Origin of the sequence: Legionella maceachernii (genome assembly GCF_900167045.1) — a bacterium.
In the GTDB taxonomy this organism is placed as follows: domain Bacteria; phylum Pseudomonadota; class Gammaproteobacteria; order Legionellales; family Legionellaceae; genus Tatlockia; species Tatlockia maceachernii.
Window position 1 is genome coordinate 126,377 of the sequence record NZ_FUXJ01000005.1, and the last position, 15,084, is coordinate 141,460.

Consider the following 15,084-nt stretch of genomic DNA (forward strand, 5'->3'; position numbering starts at 1 on the left):
AAACAAAAAATAAAAAAATAAATCTTCTCGAGTGGCTCTGAAGGCCTATTTCAACGCACGATTCTTATTTGCTAATCTTAATCCAATGAAGTGATGTAAAAGGCATTGCTAAAAAAACTTAGTGACTAAAATAAAAACATTCTGTATTATATAGGTAAACTTTAGAGAGTGATTTACGCAAAAACTGAAAGTATGATACTTTTTTATAAAGTCTAATGTTGCCCAGTGTATAAATATTCTTATAAAGGAAAGCTTAAAATGAGTTATCCAATACATATTTTGATCGTTGAGGACTCCGAGATTGCGCAAATGGCGATCGAGGCTAGCTTAGCGCAACACGGATGCATTGTTGATGTCGCACATGATGCTGAGTGTGCCTTACAAAAAGCGCATAGTCATCACTATGATGTCATTTTAATGGATATAAATCTTGGTAGTGGATTAGATGGTTTTGATCTTGCTGCTCAAATTAAATCACAAAGTGTTTTAAATAAAAAAACATCCATTGCTGCGGTTACTTCCCATATTGAACCTGAGTATCGAGACAAGGCAAAAGCCGTTGGAATGGTAGGTTATTTCAATAAACCCTTTACGCATCAACATGCTGAAAAAATTGTTGGTTTTGTAAAAAACAATCAATTGGTTCGAATCCTAAGTCACATGAAATAAATCCTTTTTCTGTGGCTTTTACAGGAATTATGTGGCAAAAAATAGTTCGCTAATTTCTTGAAAAATAAAGTATTGTCGTTTTATACTGTTAATTCAAAAATAAAACCAAAAGAATGATGAAACGACTATTTATAATCTTCTGTTTTTTACTGAGTACTTCCCATATCAGCTTTGCGAGCTCTTATTCTGATAAAGAAGTACAGTTGTGCATTAATGCCTATAACCATCTCTGGTTCTCTTTTGAAACGATAAAGTCAAATTTAAGAAGTGACCAAACGGCTCAACTCCCGCTGTTTACCGAAGAATTTACAAAAGTAGTGACGCCAGATGTTCACTTTGAAGTACAAAAGCTTCCTGTTCCGCCAGAGCTTACTAGTACAATTTCTATTGTGGTGGATGGGATTACTGATTTGGCTAATACAGCTGCCTTCGGTATAGACAATCATGGTGAACACCATATTACCTCTCCATTCAGTATTAAAAGGCTTCCAAGCCCTGAAAACAATGCGAGCCGCGTTTATAGTATGACGACTCGAGATATAAATTATACGCGCAATGCCACTGAAGATGGGGGATGCACAGTGTATCTTTCACAAAAAGATGTGTTATGTACAGTGGAAAAGGTGAAAGGTATTTCTAGCGGTAAAAAGGCACTATTAAGGAGTATTATTAATAATGTCGTTACAGCTTACGCCCTTCCTGCCCCACAATGTATTTTGTGGAATGCTGCTCCTGTAACTTCTTATGTTAACTAATGATTTTATTACCTCAGTCATCAACAACGCTAGTAACGATTATTAATTCCGTTTAGATAAGGAAAAGGATGTTGAAATGGTCAATAAAAACAACTTAACTATTAACCCAGAAATTGTTTGTTTTATTATTTCCCGCGCAAGGGAGTTTCATGCCAAAGAAGAAGTAACCTTTAGCGAAAAAATGCCTGATTCTTCCTATGAATATGATTGGGCACAGGTTTTAGCTGATCATGTTGATGATCTTTGTTATATCGAAGTGAAAAAAGAGATAGAGGCCTTCGATCAGGAGCAAAAAGTTGCGCTGCTCGCATTAATGTATGTAGGAAGAGGCGATTTTGAAGGTTACGAATGGGATGCTGCCCAACAAGAGGCAAAAAACAATTTGGCAGATAACCTGACTGACTATTTATTCGCTAAACCTTTAATTGCTTATTATTTAGAAAAAGGGCTCGAAGCGTTAGGGTATTCGTGTGATGAATAAACATTTTAGCCCAATCAACTTGCCGTCGGGGTATTGAGTTAATTTATGCATGGGTGTATTAATTTTGTTCTTGTTGCGTAAATTTAAATATGGTATTCTATTTCTCTTTGATTTGAAGGCTTTATGTTATGACGCTAAAAGTATCGTTTCATGGTGCGACAAAAATTGGTAAGACTAATCTAGTTAAGAGACTTGATGGAATTAAATTTAACGAAGATTATAAAGCAACTGTTGGGGTAGATTTTATTCTCTTTAATACCCCTGAAAATAGATATCAATGTTGGGACCTTAGTGGTGATAGCCGCTATGAATCTATCACAAGGTTGTATTATAAAGGCTCAAAGATTATTTGTTTATGCTTCGATCCAAGAAAAAAAGAGAGCTTTTATAAAATTACAGCAGACATTGATAGACTAAAAACTTACGTTGAACAAGATTGCCAATTTGTTCTTGTTGAAACTTGCTCTGACCTGGAGGGTTCCCCACAAGTATCTGAAGACGAAGTTACACAATGGAAGATTGAACATGGAATCACTTATCATGTAAAAACAAGTGCTAAATCAGGCGATGGTCTTGAACAATTGAAAGATACTTTTGACGAGATATTTCGTGCCAAGAAGAAACAGAAAGAGAGGCATGAGGAAAAAACGACTGAAGATCAACAACCCGTATTGACATTAAATCACAGCGAGCCCGAAAAAAACCATTCATTCTTATTAGATGCTTTATTTGCAACTGCTGCAGTAGGGGGGATTGGTTTATGTGTGGCTGCTATAGTCACTGCGGGAGTCGTTGGTTCGATTCCCTTGGCTGCTACCTTGTTAGCAGGTGGTGTCGTGCTCGGAGCTGTAGCAGCAGGTACTTTTTTTTATAAACGTAATAATCAAAACAGAGAGGAAGAGCAATACATAGATACTAATGAGGTTAGGCGGACCCAGCTATTGATTTGAACAATCAATTCAATTTGCTTACCGAATTTCAGCCTAAAGTATTGTTTTGAGTGAGTAAAAAAGCACTAGTAAGCCTACAATAAGCGGGTTTATGGTTAAAAGATAGATTATAAATGGATTGCATGCTTAGGTTTTTAACCTTTGGATCGCAGTGAAATTTCACTTTCGGCCATAAACCTTTAACAAAGCGTAATAAGTTCGGTAAGATACCCTCCACCTAAGAATTATTCAAACCTAAACTCTTCCCTGTTTTCTATAATAGTTATATAATATCCGGTTAATCTAACCGTAGGAGTGTGGTATGTCGCTTTCTATTGTGCAACAAGCATTGACTTTTGATGATGTGTTGTTGGTCCCTGCCCACTCGACCGTGTTACCGAAAGAAGTTTCTTTAAAAACATCCCTCACTCGCGAAATTGAATTAAATATTCCATTAATCTCTGCTGCAATGGATACCGTCACGGAAGCCCGCTTGGCAATTGCCATGGCTCAGGACGGTGGAATTGGAATTATTCATAAGAACATGAGTATCTCAGCTCAAGCAGAAGAGGTGCGCAAAGTAAAGAAATTTGAAAGTGGAATGGTGAAAGATCCGATATCAGTCACTCCTAACATGAGTGTGAGAGAATTGCTGAGTGTAATGACAAAGCATAATTTTTCTGGCGTTCCCGTGGTAGATGGGGACCTTTTAGTCGGTATCGTAACCAGTCGAGATATTCGTTTTGAAACCAATCTGGCGTTACCTGTTTCTGCCGTCATGACGCCTAAAGAGCGGCTGGTCACGGTGAAAGAAGGTGCAAGCCGTGAAGAGGTTTGCAGTCTTCTTCATAAGCATCGTATCGAAAAATTACTCGTAGTTAATGATGCCTTTAATCTTCGGGGATTAATTACGGTTAAAGATATTCAAAAAGCGAAAGAGAATCCCTTTGCTTGTAAGGATAGTGCGGAGCAATTGCGCGTGGGTGCTGCAGTTGGCGTGGGTGAGGGCACCGACGAACGTGTCATTGCTTTAGTAGAGGCTGGAGTGGATGTGCTCGTAGTGGATACTGCGCATGGTCATTCACAAGGTGTTCTTAACCGCGTAAAATGGATAAAACAACAATTTCCTGATGTCCAAGTTATCGGCGGTAATATTGCTACGGCCGCAGCCGCTTTAGATTTAGTTGAAGCAGGAGTAGATGCTGTAAAAGTAGGCATTGGTCCTGGTTCCATTTGTACCACACGGATTGTGACGGGTGTTGGTGTCCCTCAAGTGACTGCTATTGCCAATGTTGCACAGGGTCTTAAGGGGCGTGTTCCTGTTATTGCGGACGGGGGAATTCGTTTTTCAGGTGATGTTTGCAAGGCTTTGGCTGCAGGTGCTGATACGGTGATGTTAGGTGGAATGTTCGCTGGAACTGAAGAATCACCCGGTGAAATCGAGCTGTACCAGGGGCGCACCTATAAGAGTTACCGAGGTATGGGCTCTATTGGTGCTATGGCCCAAGCGCAAGGCTCAAGCGATCGTTATTTTCAAGACGCAAGCCAAGGTGCTGAGAAATTAGTTCCAGAGGGAATTGAAGGAAGAGTTCCTTATAAAGGCCCTGTACAGACGATTATTCATCAAATGATGGGAGGGCTTCGTTCTTGTATGGGATACACTGGTTGTAATACCATAGCAGAACTTCATGAAAAGGCACAGTTTGTTCAAGTAACTAATGCGGGAATGCGTGAATCTCATGTACATGATGTAAGTATTACTAAACAAGCGCCTAATTATCAGGTTGATAATTAAGATGAGAGCTATCGCCCAAAAACCTATTGTTATTCTCGATTTCGGTTCACAATATTCCCAGTTGATTGCAAGACGCGTACGAGAGATGGGAGTGTACTGCGAAATCCACCCTTATGATATTGACTCTAACAGCTTAAAATCACTTTCTCCCTGCGGTGTTATTCTATCAGGTGGCCCCTCAACGGTCACAGAGCATAGCAACCCGCGTGCACCTGAATGGTTATTTGAATCGGGATTGCCCTTACTTGGTATTTGCTACGGAATGCAGACAATGGCTGTTCAACTGGGTGGTGAAGTCCAAGCTTCTCCTTTACGTGAATACGGCTATGCTGAATTAAAATTGCACGGTCACAGTCAGTTGCTCGACAACATCGAGGACAGAACGACTCAGGATGGCCGAGCCTTATTAGATGTTTGGATGAGTCATGGCGACAAGGTGACTTTACTTCCGCCTGGTTTTAAAGTGATTTGTGAAACACGCAATGCACCTATTGCAGGCATGGCTAACGAAGAACGCCACTGGTACGGATTGCAATTTCATCCCGAAGTCACTCACACCTTGCAAGGATTACGTATTCTGGAGCGTTTTGTTGTTGATATTTGTAAGGCGGAAACCACTTGGACTCCCGATAATATTATCGAGCAAACCATTAAGAATATTCGCGAGCAAGTAGGGGATGACCAAGTACTCCTCGGCCTTTCGGGTGGTGTTGATTCTTCTGTCGTTGCTGCTTTACTGCATCGGGCAATTGGTGATCAATTAATTTGTGTTTTTGTTGATACCGGATTATTGCGTTTAAACGAGGCTGAACAAGTGATGTCAATGTTCGGTCAACACATGGGAATACGCATCATTGCTGTTGATGCTGAAGAAAAATTTTTTAAAGCGCTGGAAGGAGTGGATTGCCCAGAAACAAAACGGAAAATTATCGGTCGAACTTTTGTCGAAGTGTTTGATGAAGAGGCGCACCGTATCCCCAATGTAAAATGGTTAGCACAAGGAACTATTTATCCTGATGTCATTGAGTCTGCCGCCACTAAAACAAAAGGCGCGTCAGCAGTCATTAAATCTCATCATAATGTAGGTGGATTACCTGAAGAGTTAAATTTAAAATTGCTAGAGCCCATTCGCGAATTATTTAAAGATGAAGTACGCAAGATTGGCTTAGAGCTCGGTTTACCCTACACCATGGTTTATCGGCATCCTTTCCCTGGACCAGGGCTTGGCGTTCGCATTCTTGGTCAAGTGAGGAAGGAGTATGCAGATATATTACGTCAAGCAGATGCCATTTTCATTGATGAGTTACATAAAGCTGATTTATACCAAAAAGTAAGTCAAGCGTTTGCCGTGTTTCTACCCGTAAAAAGCGTCGGGGTGATGGGGGATGGAAGGCGTTATGATTATGTCATTTGCCTTCGCGCAGTTGAAACCATTGATTTTATGACTGCGCATTGGGCACAATTGCCCTGGGATTTTTTAGCTCAAGTCTCTAACCGTATCATCAATGAAGTCCCAGGAGTGTCACGTGTGACCTATGATATTTCAGGAAAGCCACCTGCAACCATTGAATGGGAATGAGCGATTTATTTTGGATGGCACAGGCTTACGAGCTGGCCTTAAAAGCCGAAGAGCAAGGAGAGATTCCAGTAGGTGCTGTTCTTGTTTCCGAAGGAAACAATTTACTGGGAAGTGGGTGGAATCAAGTACTACAAACGAATGATCCTTGTGCGCATGCCGAATTATTCGCTATTCGCTCAGCGGCAGCAACGCTTAATAATTATCGCCTATTACACACCACCCTCTATGTGACCTTAGAGCCTTGTCCCATGTGTGCTGGAGCATTAGTGCATGCCCGCATAGGACGATTAGTTTTTGCCACTCGTGATTTTAAAGCCGGCGCGGCGGGTTCAGTATATAATTTGCTTCGCGGCTATCCTCTAAATCACCAAGTGCGCATCGACGAAGGAATTATGCAAGAAAAATGCGCGAAACTCCTTGCCGATTTTTTTAAAATCCGACGATAGGAAAGGTTTTAATCCAAATGAGTTAATTCGGCAATTAAAGCTTGTTTAAGGCTTTCTTTCTCTTTGGTATTTAAAGACTGTCCCTTTAAAGTAGAAATAAAAAACATGTCTTCTGCACGTTCACCGGCTGTTGCAATCTTAGCATTATGTAAGTGAATCTCATGACTGAGAAAAACATGACTAATGCTCGCTAACAAACCGGGGCGGTCAGGAGTTACTAAAAATAAACGACTAAAATGCGCTTCAGTCTCTTCAAAAGTAATTTGTGGCTTTAATTTGAAATGCGCTTGTGTGCGTGATAATCGACGACGTGTGATAGTGGGTAATTCGGTTGTATTCGCCAGTTGTTCCTCAAGCGCTTTCTGTATACCTGCGGTTCGTTGTTTATCGAAAAAGGCCTGATGTTGCTCATCAAGAATAATATAAGTATCTAAGTCATAATTATTATCACACGTTAAGATGGTGGCTTCTTGAATGGTCGCATAATGGTTGCTAAGAACGGTTGTGGTAATAATAAACCGTTCATCACGATGGGGCATGTAAATGAAAACTTCTGTGCCGCCTTCACTGTGGTGAGGCATAATCATAACGAGGGGGTATTTTTTGCAATGAATAATGGCTTTTGTATGCCTAGCGATCACCTCAGCCGGTTGGTGAAGAAAATACTTTTCTTTAAAATTAGCCCATACCTTTTGAATGATTGAATGAGAAATGCCATCATCTGTAAGAATTTTTAAAGCTTGTTGCTGTCGGGAGCTAATCAATGACGTTTCATCCAGTGAAAGCTTTGCTTGTTGCATGAGTTGATTCGCTGCGCGATATAATTCTTTTAACAGCGAATCCTTCCAGGCGTTCCATAACGCAGGATTAGTGGCACAAATATCGGCGACAGTAAGCAAGTATAAATAGTCGAGGTATTCAGCGCGCGGTAGCTGACTGCAGAAATGTTGTACGGTTTTGGGATCATAAATATCTTGTCGCTGAGCGGTTTGTGACATGAGCAAATGATGGCGTACCAGCCAAATTAAGAGGTTTGATGCTTCTTCACTTAGTTTATGCCGCAGTGAAAATTGTTTTGCTTCTTCAGCACCTAACTCTGAATGATCTCCACCTCGTCCTTTAGCAATATCATGGAAGAGCGCTGCCAAATATAAAATAGCGCGATTCTTTATTTGAGACATCAATTTGGCGGCTAAAGGGAATTGGTTGGCATACTCCGCTTTTAAAAATCGGGCAAGATTACGAATGACAAAGAGGGTGTGTTGATCAACAGTGTAAACATGGAACAAATCATATTGCATTTGTCCTGTTACGGCAGCAAAACAATCCAAATATCGTCCCAAAACCCCATAACGATTCATATGATGCAGGGCTTCATAAGGATCTTCTGTTTCAAATAAAGCAAGAAACGTTTGTGTAGCGAATTTGGAGAGACGAAAACGATTGCCGATTAAATAAAGATGCTGACGAATCAAGCGAATCGTACTGGCACGAACCCCCTCAATATTTGGTATTTTAGCAATCCAAAGAAAGATTTCGAGTAACGCTTGCGGTTTATACGCGAAAATCCTGTTGTTCTTCACTTCAATGTAATTGTTTGAGAGTTGAAAATAACGATTAAGAGGGGTTATGCGCTGCTTTTGTTGATGCACAATTGCTTCAGCGAACCATTGTAAAAGCATTTCATTGAGCTCTCGGCTTCGCTTAATCACTTTAAAATAAGTCTTCATAAACTGCTCAATAGCAAGTGAGTGTGCATTATCGTGGAACCCGAAAAGTGCTGCTAATTTCATTTGATAATCAAATAGCAAACGCTCTTCCTGTTTCTCAGATAATAAGTGCAAAGCAAAACGAACTCGCCACAAAAAATGTTGGCATGCGATCAATTCTTCGTATTCTTTATCGGTAATAAAGCCGCAATTGATTCCATCAGCTAGTTTTTTAATGCCAAAATGGCGTTTGCCAATGGATAATAAAATTTGTAAATCGCGCAATCCCCCTGGTCCATTTTTAACATTCGGCTCCAAATTATACGCAGTTTCTCCATACTTGGCGTAACGCCGCAGCTGCTCTTGCTGCTTGGCAAAGAAATAATCATGACTGGGCCACATGTGAAGAGGATGAGTTTGATACAGGAGCTCTTCCATTAAACTACCGCGTCCACACAGCAAATGCATATCTAAAATACTTGAAATGACACTGAGATCGCGTGCGGCTAACTCAGCGCAAGCGTCTACTGTGGTCAGTTGATGACTCACTTCCAAGCCGACATCCCAGCAATCTTGAATAAACGCTTGAGCATGCTGCAATTGTGATTTTGTAATTTTTTCTGAATGGAGTAACAGTAAATCAACATCTGAGTGCAGTTGGAGTTCGCGCCGCCCGTAACTTCCAAGCGCTAATAAACAAAATTGATTACTCAGGTGCAGGCGGTTTTTTTGAAATAAAGTGAGGAGAATCTCATCAATAAAACCCACCAGTTTGTGAGTGAGTGTACTAATGTTGGTTTTTTGCTTAAATTCTTCACATAGCTCATTTTTGAACTGATTAATGGATTGCTTGAAAGACAGGTTATCGTTCTTCATTACGTAAAGTAAGTATTTCTACCCCATCTTCTGTGACCAAAAGAGTATGTTCCCACTGTGCAGAGAGGCTATGATCTTTGGTGACCACTGTCCATTTATCGGGGAGGAGCCGAGTGTGATGTTTACCGGCGTTGATCATGGGCTCAATCGTAAAAGTCATACCCTGCCGCAATATTTCTCCAGTGCCAGGGATCCCATAGTGAAGCACTTGAGGGTCTTCGTGAAAAATACGTCCAATGCCATGTCCACAATATTCACGCACGACTGAACAGCGGTTTTTTTCAGCAAATGTCTGGATTGCATAACCAATATCGCCTAAGCGGACGCCTGGCTTTACCATTTCAATGCCGATAAAAAGGCATTCATGGGCGACATCAACGACATGCTTGGCTTTAATGGAGGGTTCGCCAACAAAAAACATCTTGCTTGTGTCGCCATGGTAACCGTCTTTAATGACGGTGATATCAATATTGATAATATCACCTTCCTTGAGTGCCTTTTTCCCCGGTATACCGTGGCAAACCACATGATTAATTGAAGTACATATGGATTTAGGAAAACCATTATAATTTAAAGGAGCAGGAATAGCCTGCTGTACATTGACAATATAGTCATGACAGATTGTGTTCAATTCGTCGGTTGTAATTCCCTCACGCACATAAGGACCAATCATTTCGAGCACTTCACCAGCAAGACGACCAGCTACCCGCATTTTTTCAATTTCTTCAGGGGTTTTAATTGTTACTGCCATTATTTTGCAATCCCAAAATTAACAATATTAGCATAAGCGATTATGCGATAAAAATTAGTTTGTGTCGCGAATTTGTTCAGATTTGAACCTATTAATTAGGGCAAAGAGCATTGGATTAATCATAATTGAAATTATAGCACCGACAAGGATTAAATCTTTTGCTTGTTCAGACAACATTTCCAGTTTATAGCCTAGCTGAGCAAGGATAAAGGAAAACTCGCCAATTTGGGCAAGACTTACTGAGATGATAAGTGCGGTATGAAAAGGATAATGGAATAGCCGAACAATAAAAAAGGCAATAAAGCTTTTTCCCATAATAATGATTGATACCGTCATTAAGACGAGAAGTGGTTGCGAAATCAAAATTTCAGGCCGCAACAGCATACCTACGGAAATAAAAAATAACACAGCAAAGGCATCTCGCAAAGGCAATGTTTCTTCGGCTGCACGGCTACTTAATTTTGATTCACTCAAAAACATACCCGCAAAAAATGCACCTAACGCAAGAGAAACACCAAATAAATTAGCGGCGGTAAATGCCACCACAAGAGCGATGGCTAAAACACCTAAACGAAATAATTCATTCGAACCCTTTTTAGCGACGCTCGCAAGAAGTCGGGGCAAATATCGTCGGCCGAAAATGAGCATCAGGGTAAAAAAAGTAATGGCTTTAAGTAGGGTAACCCCGACTAAGAAAAACGGTGATGCGCTTGATTTTTCTGCTGCTTGGATACCGGTCATTGCCGCAAGAGAAGGAAGGAAAATAAGGATGATGATGATCGCCAAGTCTTCAACAATCAGCCAACCAACCGCTATTCGGCCGTTAATGGTTTTAAGAAAATTCCATTCTTCTAAAGCACGAATTAGCACGACTGTACTTGCAACGGATAAAGCCAGGCCAAAAATTAATCCAGTCGCTAGAGGCCATCCAATTAAGGAAGAAAAACCAATCCCTAATAAGGTAGCGATAATCATTTGAGCAATGGCACCTGGAATGGCAATTTTTTTAACGGATTGTAAATCAGACAAAGAAAAATGAAGTCCAACGCTGAACATTAATAAGATAACGCCGATTTCTGCTAATTCAGCCGTTAAGGCCCGATCCGCGATATAACCAGGTGTTGATGGACCAATAGCGACGCCTGCGATGATGTATCCGACGATAGGAGAAATACGTAAGCAATGGGCAAGATAACCAAAAATAAAAGCTAAACCGAAACCAGCAACTAAGATGGTGATGAGTGGCGTGTAATGCGTCATATCCCTCCTAGTGGTTATTTCCATAAAGCGCTTGAATTTTATTTCTGCAGGCTTCGCAAGTCCTGCAGAAAGCATTATCTTATTTAGTCTTCCATTTGCATTTGGTGCATCATTTGTTGAAATTGTGCCTTTTGTTGCGTATTTAATACGGCATACATTTGATGCTTGGCCATCATTTTTGTTTTTATCATTGACGCCATGAGTTCTTTTTTCTGATTAATTAGACTATCCAGTTTAGATTCATCCATGTTGTCCGATTCAACGAGCTGATTGAGTTGAGAGCGAAGCGCTTTTATTTGCTGATGATTCGCTTGCATGGTTGTTTTGGCCTGTTCCTTAATTGCATTAATTTTAGCTTGCTGGTCGCTGCTTAAATGCAATGAGTTAATCATTTGCTTAAATTTAGCTTCTTTACAACCGCAGGATTTGTTTGTTTGTTGTTGATCTTGCGGTTTTTGCTGCTGATTTTGAGATTCAGCAAAAACTTGCCCTGCTATCAAAGAGAAAGCAACAATGATTATCCTTAAAATAGGTTTGTTCATCATACTGTCCTTAGTTAAAGTTATTGATTACGGCAAGAAAGATTATAGACGGGAAATTCGATTTTTGCCCTTCCATGAATCTACTTTCTGCCGGGGAGGAGGCTAATTCATTGATGATTAGACCTAATTGTGGTATAACTATCGCGCTTTTTAAATACACACACGCTTCGTCACATACGACAGGGTCCCGCATGGGTGCCGTATGGGAAGCGTGGAGGCCTAACCCTGGAGAAAAAAATGAATGTTAGTATGCGTGAACTGCTTGAAGCGGGTGCCCACTTTGGACATAGAACCCGATTTTGGAACCCAAAAATGGCTGAATACATTTTTGGTTCAAGAAATAAAATTCATATCATTAATTTAGAAAAAACGCTGCCCATGTTAAATGATGCGGTTAACTATGTTGGACGCTTGGCAGCCAATAAAGCAAAAATTCTATTTGTTGGTACTAAAAGAGCTGCACAAGACAGTGTTCGAGAGCACGCAAAGCGCTGTGGTATGCCTTATGTCGATCATCGTTGGTTAGGCGGTATGCTGACTAACTATAAAACTGTTCGTCAATCCATCTTCCGTCTGAAAGAATTGAAAGAAATGCGCGAAAAGGGTGCATTTAACGCAATGATTAAAAAAGAAGCCTTAATGCTGACTCGAGAGTTAGAAAAGCTAGAGCGCGGATTAGGGGGTATAGAAGAGATGGGTGGTTTGCCCGATGCGCTATTTGTTGTTGATGTTGGCTTTGAGCACATTGCTGTTGAGGAAGCTCGTCGTTTAAAAATCCCTGTGATTGGTATTGTTGATACGAATAACAATCCAGATAATGTTGATTATGTTATTCCTGGTAACGATGATTCTATGCGCGCAGTAGATATCTACGTCCGTTGCATTGCCGATGCTATACTTGATGCTAAACGTGGAAATACTGTTGGTGGTGTTGCTTCTGATGCTGAATTTGTAGAAATTGCTGCTGAAAAAGAATCAGAAAAGACAGATGAGTAATATTTTTCAGGGGTAGGGATGAATTAGTCATCTTGCTTTAAAAGAATGACGCAAGATGACTATTGCAAATAACACCTACCCCTTTTGCTATGCGGAGGATTTTATATGTCAATTAGTGCTTCATTAGTTATGCAACTTCGGGAGCGTACTGGCGCTGGTATGATGGAATGTAAGAAGTTTTTAATTGCTACTAACGGTGATATTGAGTTAGCAATTTCTGAGATGCGTAAAGCAGGGCAAGCAAAAGCAGACAAAAAGGCAGACAGAGTTGCGGCAGAAGGTGTTGTCGTTATTGCACGTTCTGACGATGGTCGTACTGCGGTTATGCTTGAAATTAACAGTGAAACTGATTTCGTTGCTCGTGACGAAAGCTTCACCGCTTTTGCAAACAAAGCTGTCGAAACAGCACTGCAAGGTTCAGAAGACATTAATGCGCTAGCCAATGCGAAATTAGTTGGAACGAATGTTACCGTTGAACAGGCGAGACAAGAGTTGATTGCCAAAATCGGAGAAAACATTAAATTACGTCGTTTGATTCGCATGAGTTGCGATGGCGTTATTGGTTTTTATTTGCATGGTACTCGAATTGGTGTGATGGTGGCTTTAAAAAATGGCGATGAGGCCTTAGCTAAGGATATCGCTATGCACATTGCAGCTAGCCGCCCATTAGTTATTAATCGTGAGCAAGTTCCTGCTGATGCCATCGAAAATGAGCGTGATATCTTTACCGCTCAAGCTCGTGAAAGCGGAAAACCGCAAGAAATCATCGATAAAATGATTGAAGGTCGTATTAATAAATTCCTCGATGAAGTGAGCTTGATGGGGCAACCTTACGTGAAGGATCCTAACAAGAAAGTGAGTCAATTACTGAAAGAAAAAAATGCTGAAATCATCTCTTTCGTCCGTTACGAAGTGGGTGAAGGCATCGAGAAAAAAGAAGATAATTTTGTTGAAGAAGTAATGGCGCAGGTTCGTGATCAATGATGGACGATAATCACCCTAAATTAAAGTATAAACGCATTTTACTAAAATGCAGTGGTGAGGCATTGATGGGGAAATCTCAATCCGGGATTGACCCCTCTGTCCTGGATCGCATTGCTAAAGATGTCGCTGAGCTTATCCATATGGGTGTTGAAGTCGGTTTGGTTGTTGGTGGTGGAAACTTATTTCGTGGAAAAGCTTTATCTGAAGCTGGGCTTGGCCGTGTAACCGGTGATCATATGGGTATGTTGGCGACGGTAATGAACGCTTTAGCTTTGCGTGACGCGCTTGAGCGCATTGATTTACCTGCTCGTATTATGTCGGCTATTCCTATGCTTGGCATTGTTGATCCTTACCATCGACGTAAAGCAATTACCCATTTACGCAATGGACATGTGGTAATTTTTGCAGCAGGCACTGGTAATCCTTTTTTCACTACTGACACAGCTGCGTGCCTGAGAGCCATTGAAGTCGGCGCTGACGTTGTTTTGAAAGCGACAAAGGTTGATGGAATATATTCCGATGATCCTGTTAAAAATTTTAATGCCATCCGCTATGATTACTTAACATACAAGCAGGTATTACAAGAGGGATTACAGGTAATGGATGCCACGGCAATTTGTTTATGTCAGGACCATGGCATGCCTTTACAAGTATTTGACCTTGCCGAACCCCATGCCCTAAAGAAAATTGTTCTAGGTGAACAAGTAGGAACTATAGTAGGAGCAAACCATGATCAATGATATTAAGCAAGATACTGAAAAGCGGATGAAGAAGGCTGTTGAAGCGTTTCGAAATGACTTAGGCAAAGTAAGAACGGGAAGAGCAAATGTAGGTCTTCTTGACCATGTCATAGTCGATTATTATGGAAATCCCACACCCATAAATCAAATTGCAAACATCACAAGCAGTGACTCGCGCACTCTAGTGGTCACTCCTTGGGAAAAATCGATGGTTGCTGCTGTTGAAAAAGCCATTTTAACGTCTGATCTTGGCTTAAACCCAGCAACTGCGGGTAATGCAATTCGAGTTCCAATGCCACCTTTAACTGAAGAGCGCCGAAAGGAGCTCATTAAAGTAGTTCGTGGCGAGGGTGAGCATGCACGAGTTGCAATTCGCAATATTCGTCGTGATGCAAACAATCATTTAAAGGAATTAGTTAAAGATAAGTCAATTTCTGAAGATGATGAACGTCGTGCTGCCGAGGTTATCCAAAAAATTACCGACAAACATATTGCTGATGTGGATGTTGCTTTGCAGGAAAAAGAAAAAGATTTGATGGAAATTTAATAGTTACTTTCCCCCTCTTATGCCA

Annotated in this window: 15 protein-coding genes; 11 read left to right on the plus strand and 4 right to left on the minus strand. The window is 40.8% G+C overall.

Annotated elements, in window-relative coordinates; all coding sequences use genetic code 11:
* Positions 1-258: 258 nt before the first annotated feature.
* The 7 genes from B5D33_RS05110 to tadA all read left to right on the plus strand — a co-directional run bounded on the left by B5D33_RS05110 (position 259) and on the right by tadA (position 6,654).
* Positions 259-669 carry a response regulator gene (locus tag B5D33_RS05110; protein WP_058451379.1) on the plus strand — a complete coding sequence of 137 codons (411 nt, stop codon included), beginning with the start codon at positions 259-261 and terminating at the stop codon, positions 667-669.
* Positions 670-782: 113 nt separating this feature from the next.
* Complete coding sequence (locus B5D33_RS05115; protein WP_058451380.1) at positions 783-1,424, plus strand: hypothetical protein; 642 nt, start codon at positions 783-785, stop codon at positions 1,422-1,424.
* A gap of 76 nt (positions 1,425-1,500) precedes the next feature.
* Positions 1,501-1,905, plus strand: a complete 405-nt coding sequence (locus B5D33_RS05120; RefSeq protein ID WP_058451381.1) for a DUF3775 domain-containing protein — start codon at positions 1,501-1,503, stop codon at positions 1,903-1,905.
* Positions 1,906-2,033: 128 nt separating this feature from the next.
* Complete coding sequence (locus B5D33_RS05125; RefSeq protein WP_058451382.1) at positions 2,034-2,855, plus strand: Rab family GTPase; 822 nt, start codon at positions 2,034-2,036, stop codon at positions 2,853-2,855.
* A gap of 301 nt (positions 2,856-3,156) precedes the next feature.
* Entirely contained in the window at positions 3,157-4,629 is a 1,473-nt protein-coding gene (gene guaB, locus B5D33_RS05130; RefSeq protein ID WP_058451383.1) for an IMP dehydrogenase, read from the plus strand.
* 1 nt (position 4,630) lies between these two features.
* Positions 4,631-6,208 (plus strand): glutamine-hydrolyzing GMP synthase, encoded by a 1,578-nt coding sequence (gene guaA / locus B5D33_RS05135; protein ID WP_058451384.1) that lies wholly within the window; start codon positions 4,631-4,633, stop codon positions 6,206-6,208.
* Positions 6,205-6,654, plus strand: a complete 450-nt coding sequence (gene tadA, locus B5D33_RS05140) for a tRNA adenosine(34) deaminase TadA (RefSeq protein ID WP_058451385.1) — start codon at positions 6,205-6,207, stop codon at positions 6,652-6,654. The genes guaA and tadA overlap by 4 nt, the downstream gene beginning before the upstream one ends.
* Positions 6,655-6,662: 8 nt before the next feature.
* On the opposite strand, the gene glnD is transcribed toward tadA, so the two are convergent.
* From glnD to B5D33_RS05160, 4 genes are all read right to left on the minus strand, one after another.
* On the minus strand, positions 6,663-9,239 hold the full coding sequence (gene glnD / locus B5D33_RS05145) for a [protein-PII] uridylyltransferase (protein ID WP_058451386.1): 2,577 nt from the start codon (positions 9,237-9,239) through the stop codon (positions 6,663-6,665).
* Complete coding sequence (map, locus tag B5D33_RS05150; RefSeq protein ID WP_058451387.1) at positions 9,226-9,990, minus strand: type I methionyl aminopeptidase; 765 nt, start codon at positions 9,988-9,990, stop codon at positions 9,226-9,228. Before map ends, glnD begins: the two co-directional genes overlap by 14 nt.
* Before the next feature lie 54 nt (positions 9,991-10,044).
* Positions 10,045-11,250 carry a cation:proton antiporter domain-containing protein gene (locus B5D33_RS05155; protein WP_078767356.1) on the minus strand — a complete coding sequence of 402 codons (1,206 nt, stop codon included), beginning with the start codon at positions 11,248-11,250 and terminating at the stop codon, positions 10,045-10,047.
* An 83-nt stretch (positions 11,251-11,333) separates the two neighbouring features.
* Positions 11,334-11,795, minus strand: a complete 462-nt coding sequence (locus B5D33_RS05160) for a Spy/CpxP family protein refolding chaperone (protein ID WP_078767346.1) — start codon at positions 11,793-11,795, stop codon at positions 11,334-11,336.
* Between the two features lie 234 nt (positions 11,796-12,029).
* Here B5D33_RS05160 and rpsB point away from each other — a divergent pair, with 234 nt between their 5' ends.
* The 4 genes from rpsB (at position 12,030) to frr (ending at position 15,059) form a co-directional block, all read left to right on the plus strand.
* Positions 12,030-12,788 (plus strand): 30S ribosomal protein S2, encoded by a 759-nt coding sequence (gene rpsB, locus B5D33_RS05165; protein WP_058451390.1) that lies wholly within the window; start codon positions 12,030-12,032, stop codon positions 12,786-12,788.
* Positions 12,789-12,893: 105 nt separating this feature from the next.
* Positions 12,894-13,772, plus strand: a complete 879-nt coding sequence (gene tsf, locus B5D33_RS05170) for a translation elongation factor Ts (RefSeq protein WP_058451391.1) — start codon at positions 12,894-12,896, stop codon at positions 13,770-13,772.
* A complete protein-coding gene (pyrH, locus tag B5D33_RS05175; protein ID WP_058451392.1) occupies positions 13,769-14,512 on the plus strand; it encodes a UMP kinase in 744 nt (247 codons plus the stop codon). Before tsf ends, pyrH begins: the two co-directional genes overlap by 4 nt.
* A complete protein-coding gene (frr, locus tag B5D33_RS05180; RefSeq protein WP_058451393.1) occupies positions 14,502-15,059 on the plus strand; it encodes a ribosome recycling factor in 558 nt (185 codons plus the stop codon). The genes pyrH and frr overlap by 11 nt, the downstream gene beginning before the upstream one ends.
* The last annotated feature ends 25 nt before the right edge of the window (positions 15,060-15,084 follow it).

Coding starts and splice junctions, on each gene's coding strand:
- B5D33_RS05110 (WP_058451379.1), top strand. CDS start 259: ATGAGTTATCCAATACATATTTTGATCGTTGAGGACTCCGAGATTGCG.
- guaB (WP_058451383.1), top strand. CDS start 3,157: ATGTCGCTTTCTATTGTGCAACAAGCATTGACTTTTGATGATGTGTTG.
- tadA (WP_058451385.1), top strand. CDS start 6,205: ATGAGCGATTTATTTTGGATGGCACAGGCTTACGAGCTGGCCTTAAAA.
- frr (WP_058451393.1), top strand. CDS start 14,502: ATGATCAATGATATTAAGCAAGATACTGAAAAGCGGATGAAGAAGGCT.
- B5D33_RS05125 (WP_058451382.1), top strand. CDS start 2,034: ATGACGCTAAAAGTATCGTTTCATGGTGCGACAAAAATTGGTAAGACT.
- glnD (WP_058451386.1), bottom strand. CDS start 9,239: ATGAAGAACGATAACCTGTCTTTCAAGCAATCCATTAATCAGTTCAAA.
- pyrH (WP_058451392.1), top strand. CDS start 13,769: ATGATGGACGATAATCACCCTAAATTAAAGTATAAACGCATTTTACTA.
- guaA (WP_058451384.1), top strand. CDS start 4,631: ATGAGAGCTATCGCCCAAAAACCTATTGTTATTCTCGATTTCGGTTCA.
- B5D33_RS05115 (WP_058451380.1), top strand. CDS start 783: ATGATGAAACGACTATTTATAATCTTCTGTTTTTTACTGAGTACTTCC.
- B5D33_RS05120 (WP_058451381.1), top strand. CDS start 1,501: ATGGTCAATAAAAACAACTTAACTATTAACCCAGAAATTGTTTGTTTT.
- B5D33_RS05155 (WP_078767356.1), bottom strand. CDS start 11,250: ATGACGCATTACACGCCACTCATCACCATCTTAGTTGCTGGTTTCGGT.
- tsf (WP_058451391.1), top strand. CDS start 12,894: ATGTCAATTAGTGCTTCATTAGTTATGCAACTTCGGGAGCGTACTGGC.
- rpsB (WP_058451390.1), top strand. CDS start 12,030: ATGAATGTTAGTATGCGTGAACTGCTTGAAGCGGGTGCCCACTTTGGA.
- B5D33_RS05160 (WP_078767346.1), bottom strand. CDS start 11,795: ATGATGAACAAACCTATTTTAAGGATAATCATTGTTGCTTTCTCTTTG.
- map (WP_058451387.1), bottom strand. CDS start 9,990: ATGGCAGTAACAATTAAAACCCCTGAAGAAATTGAAAAAATGCGGGTA.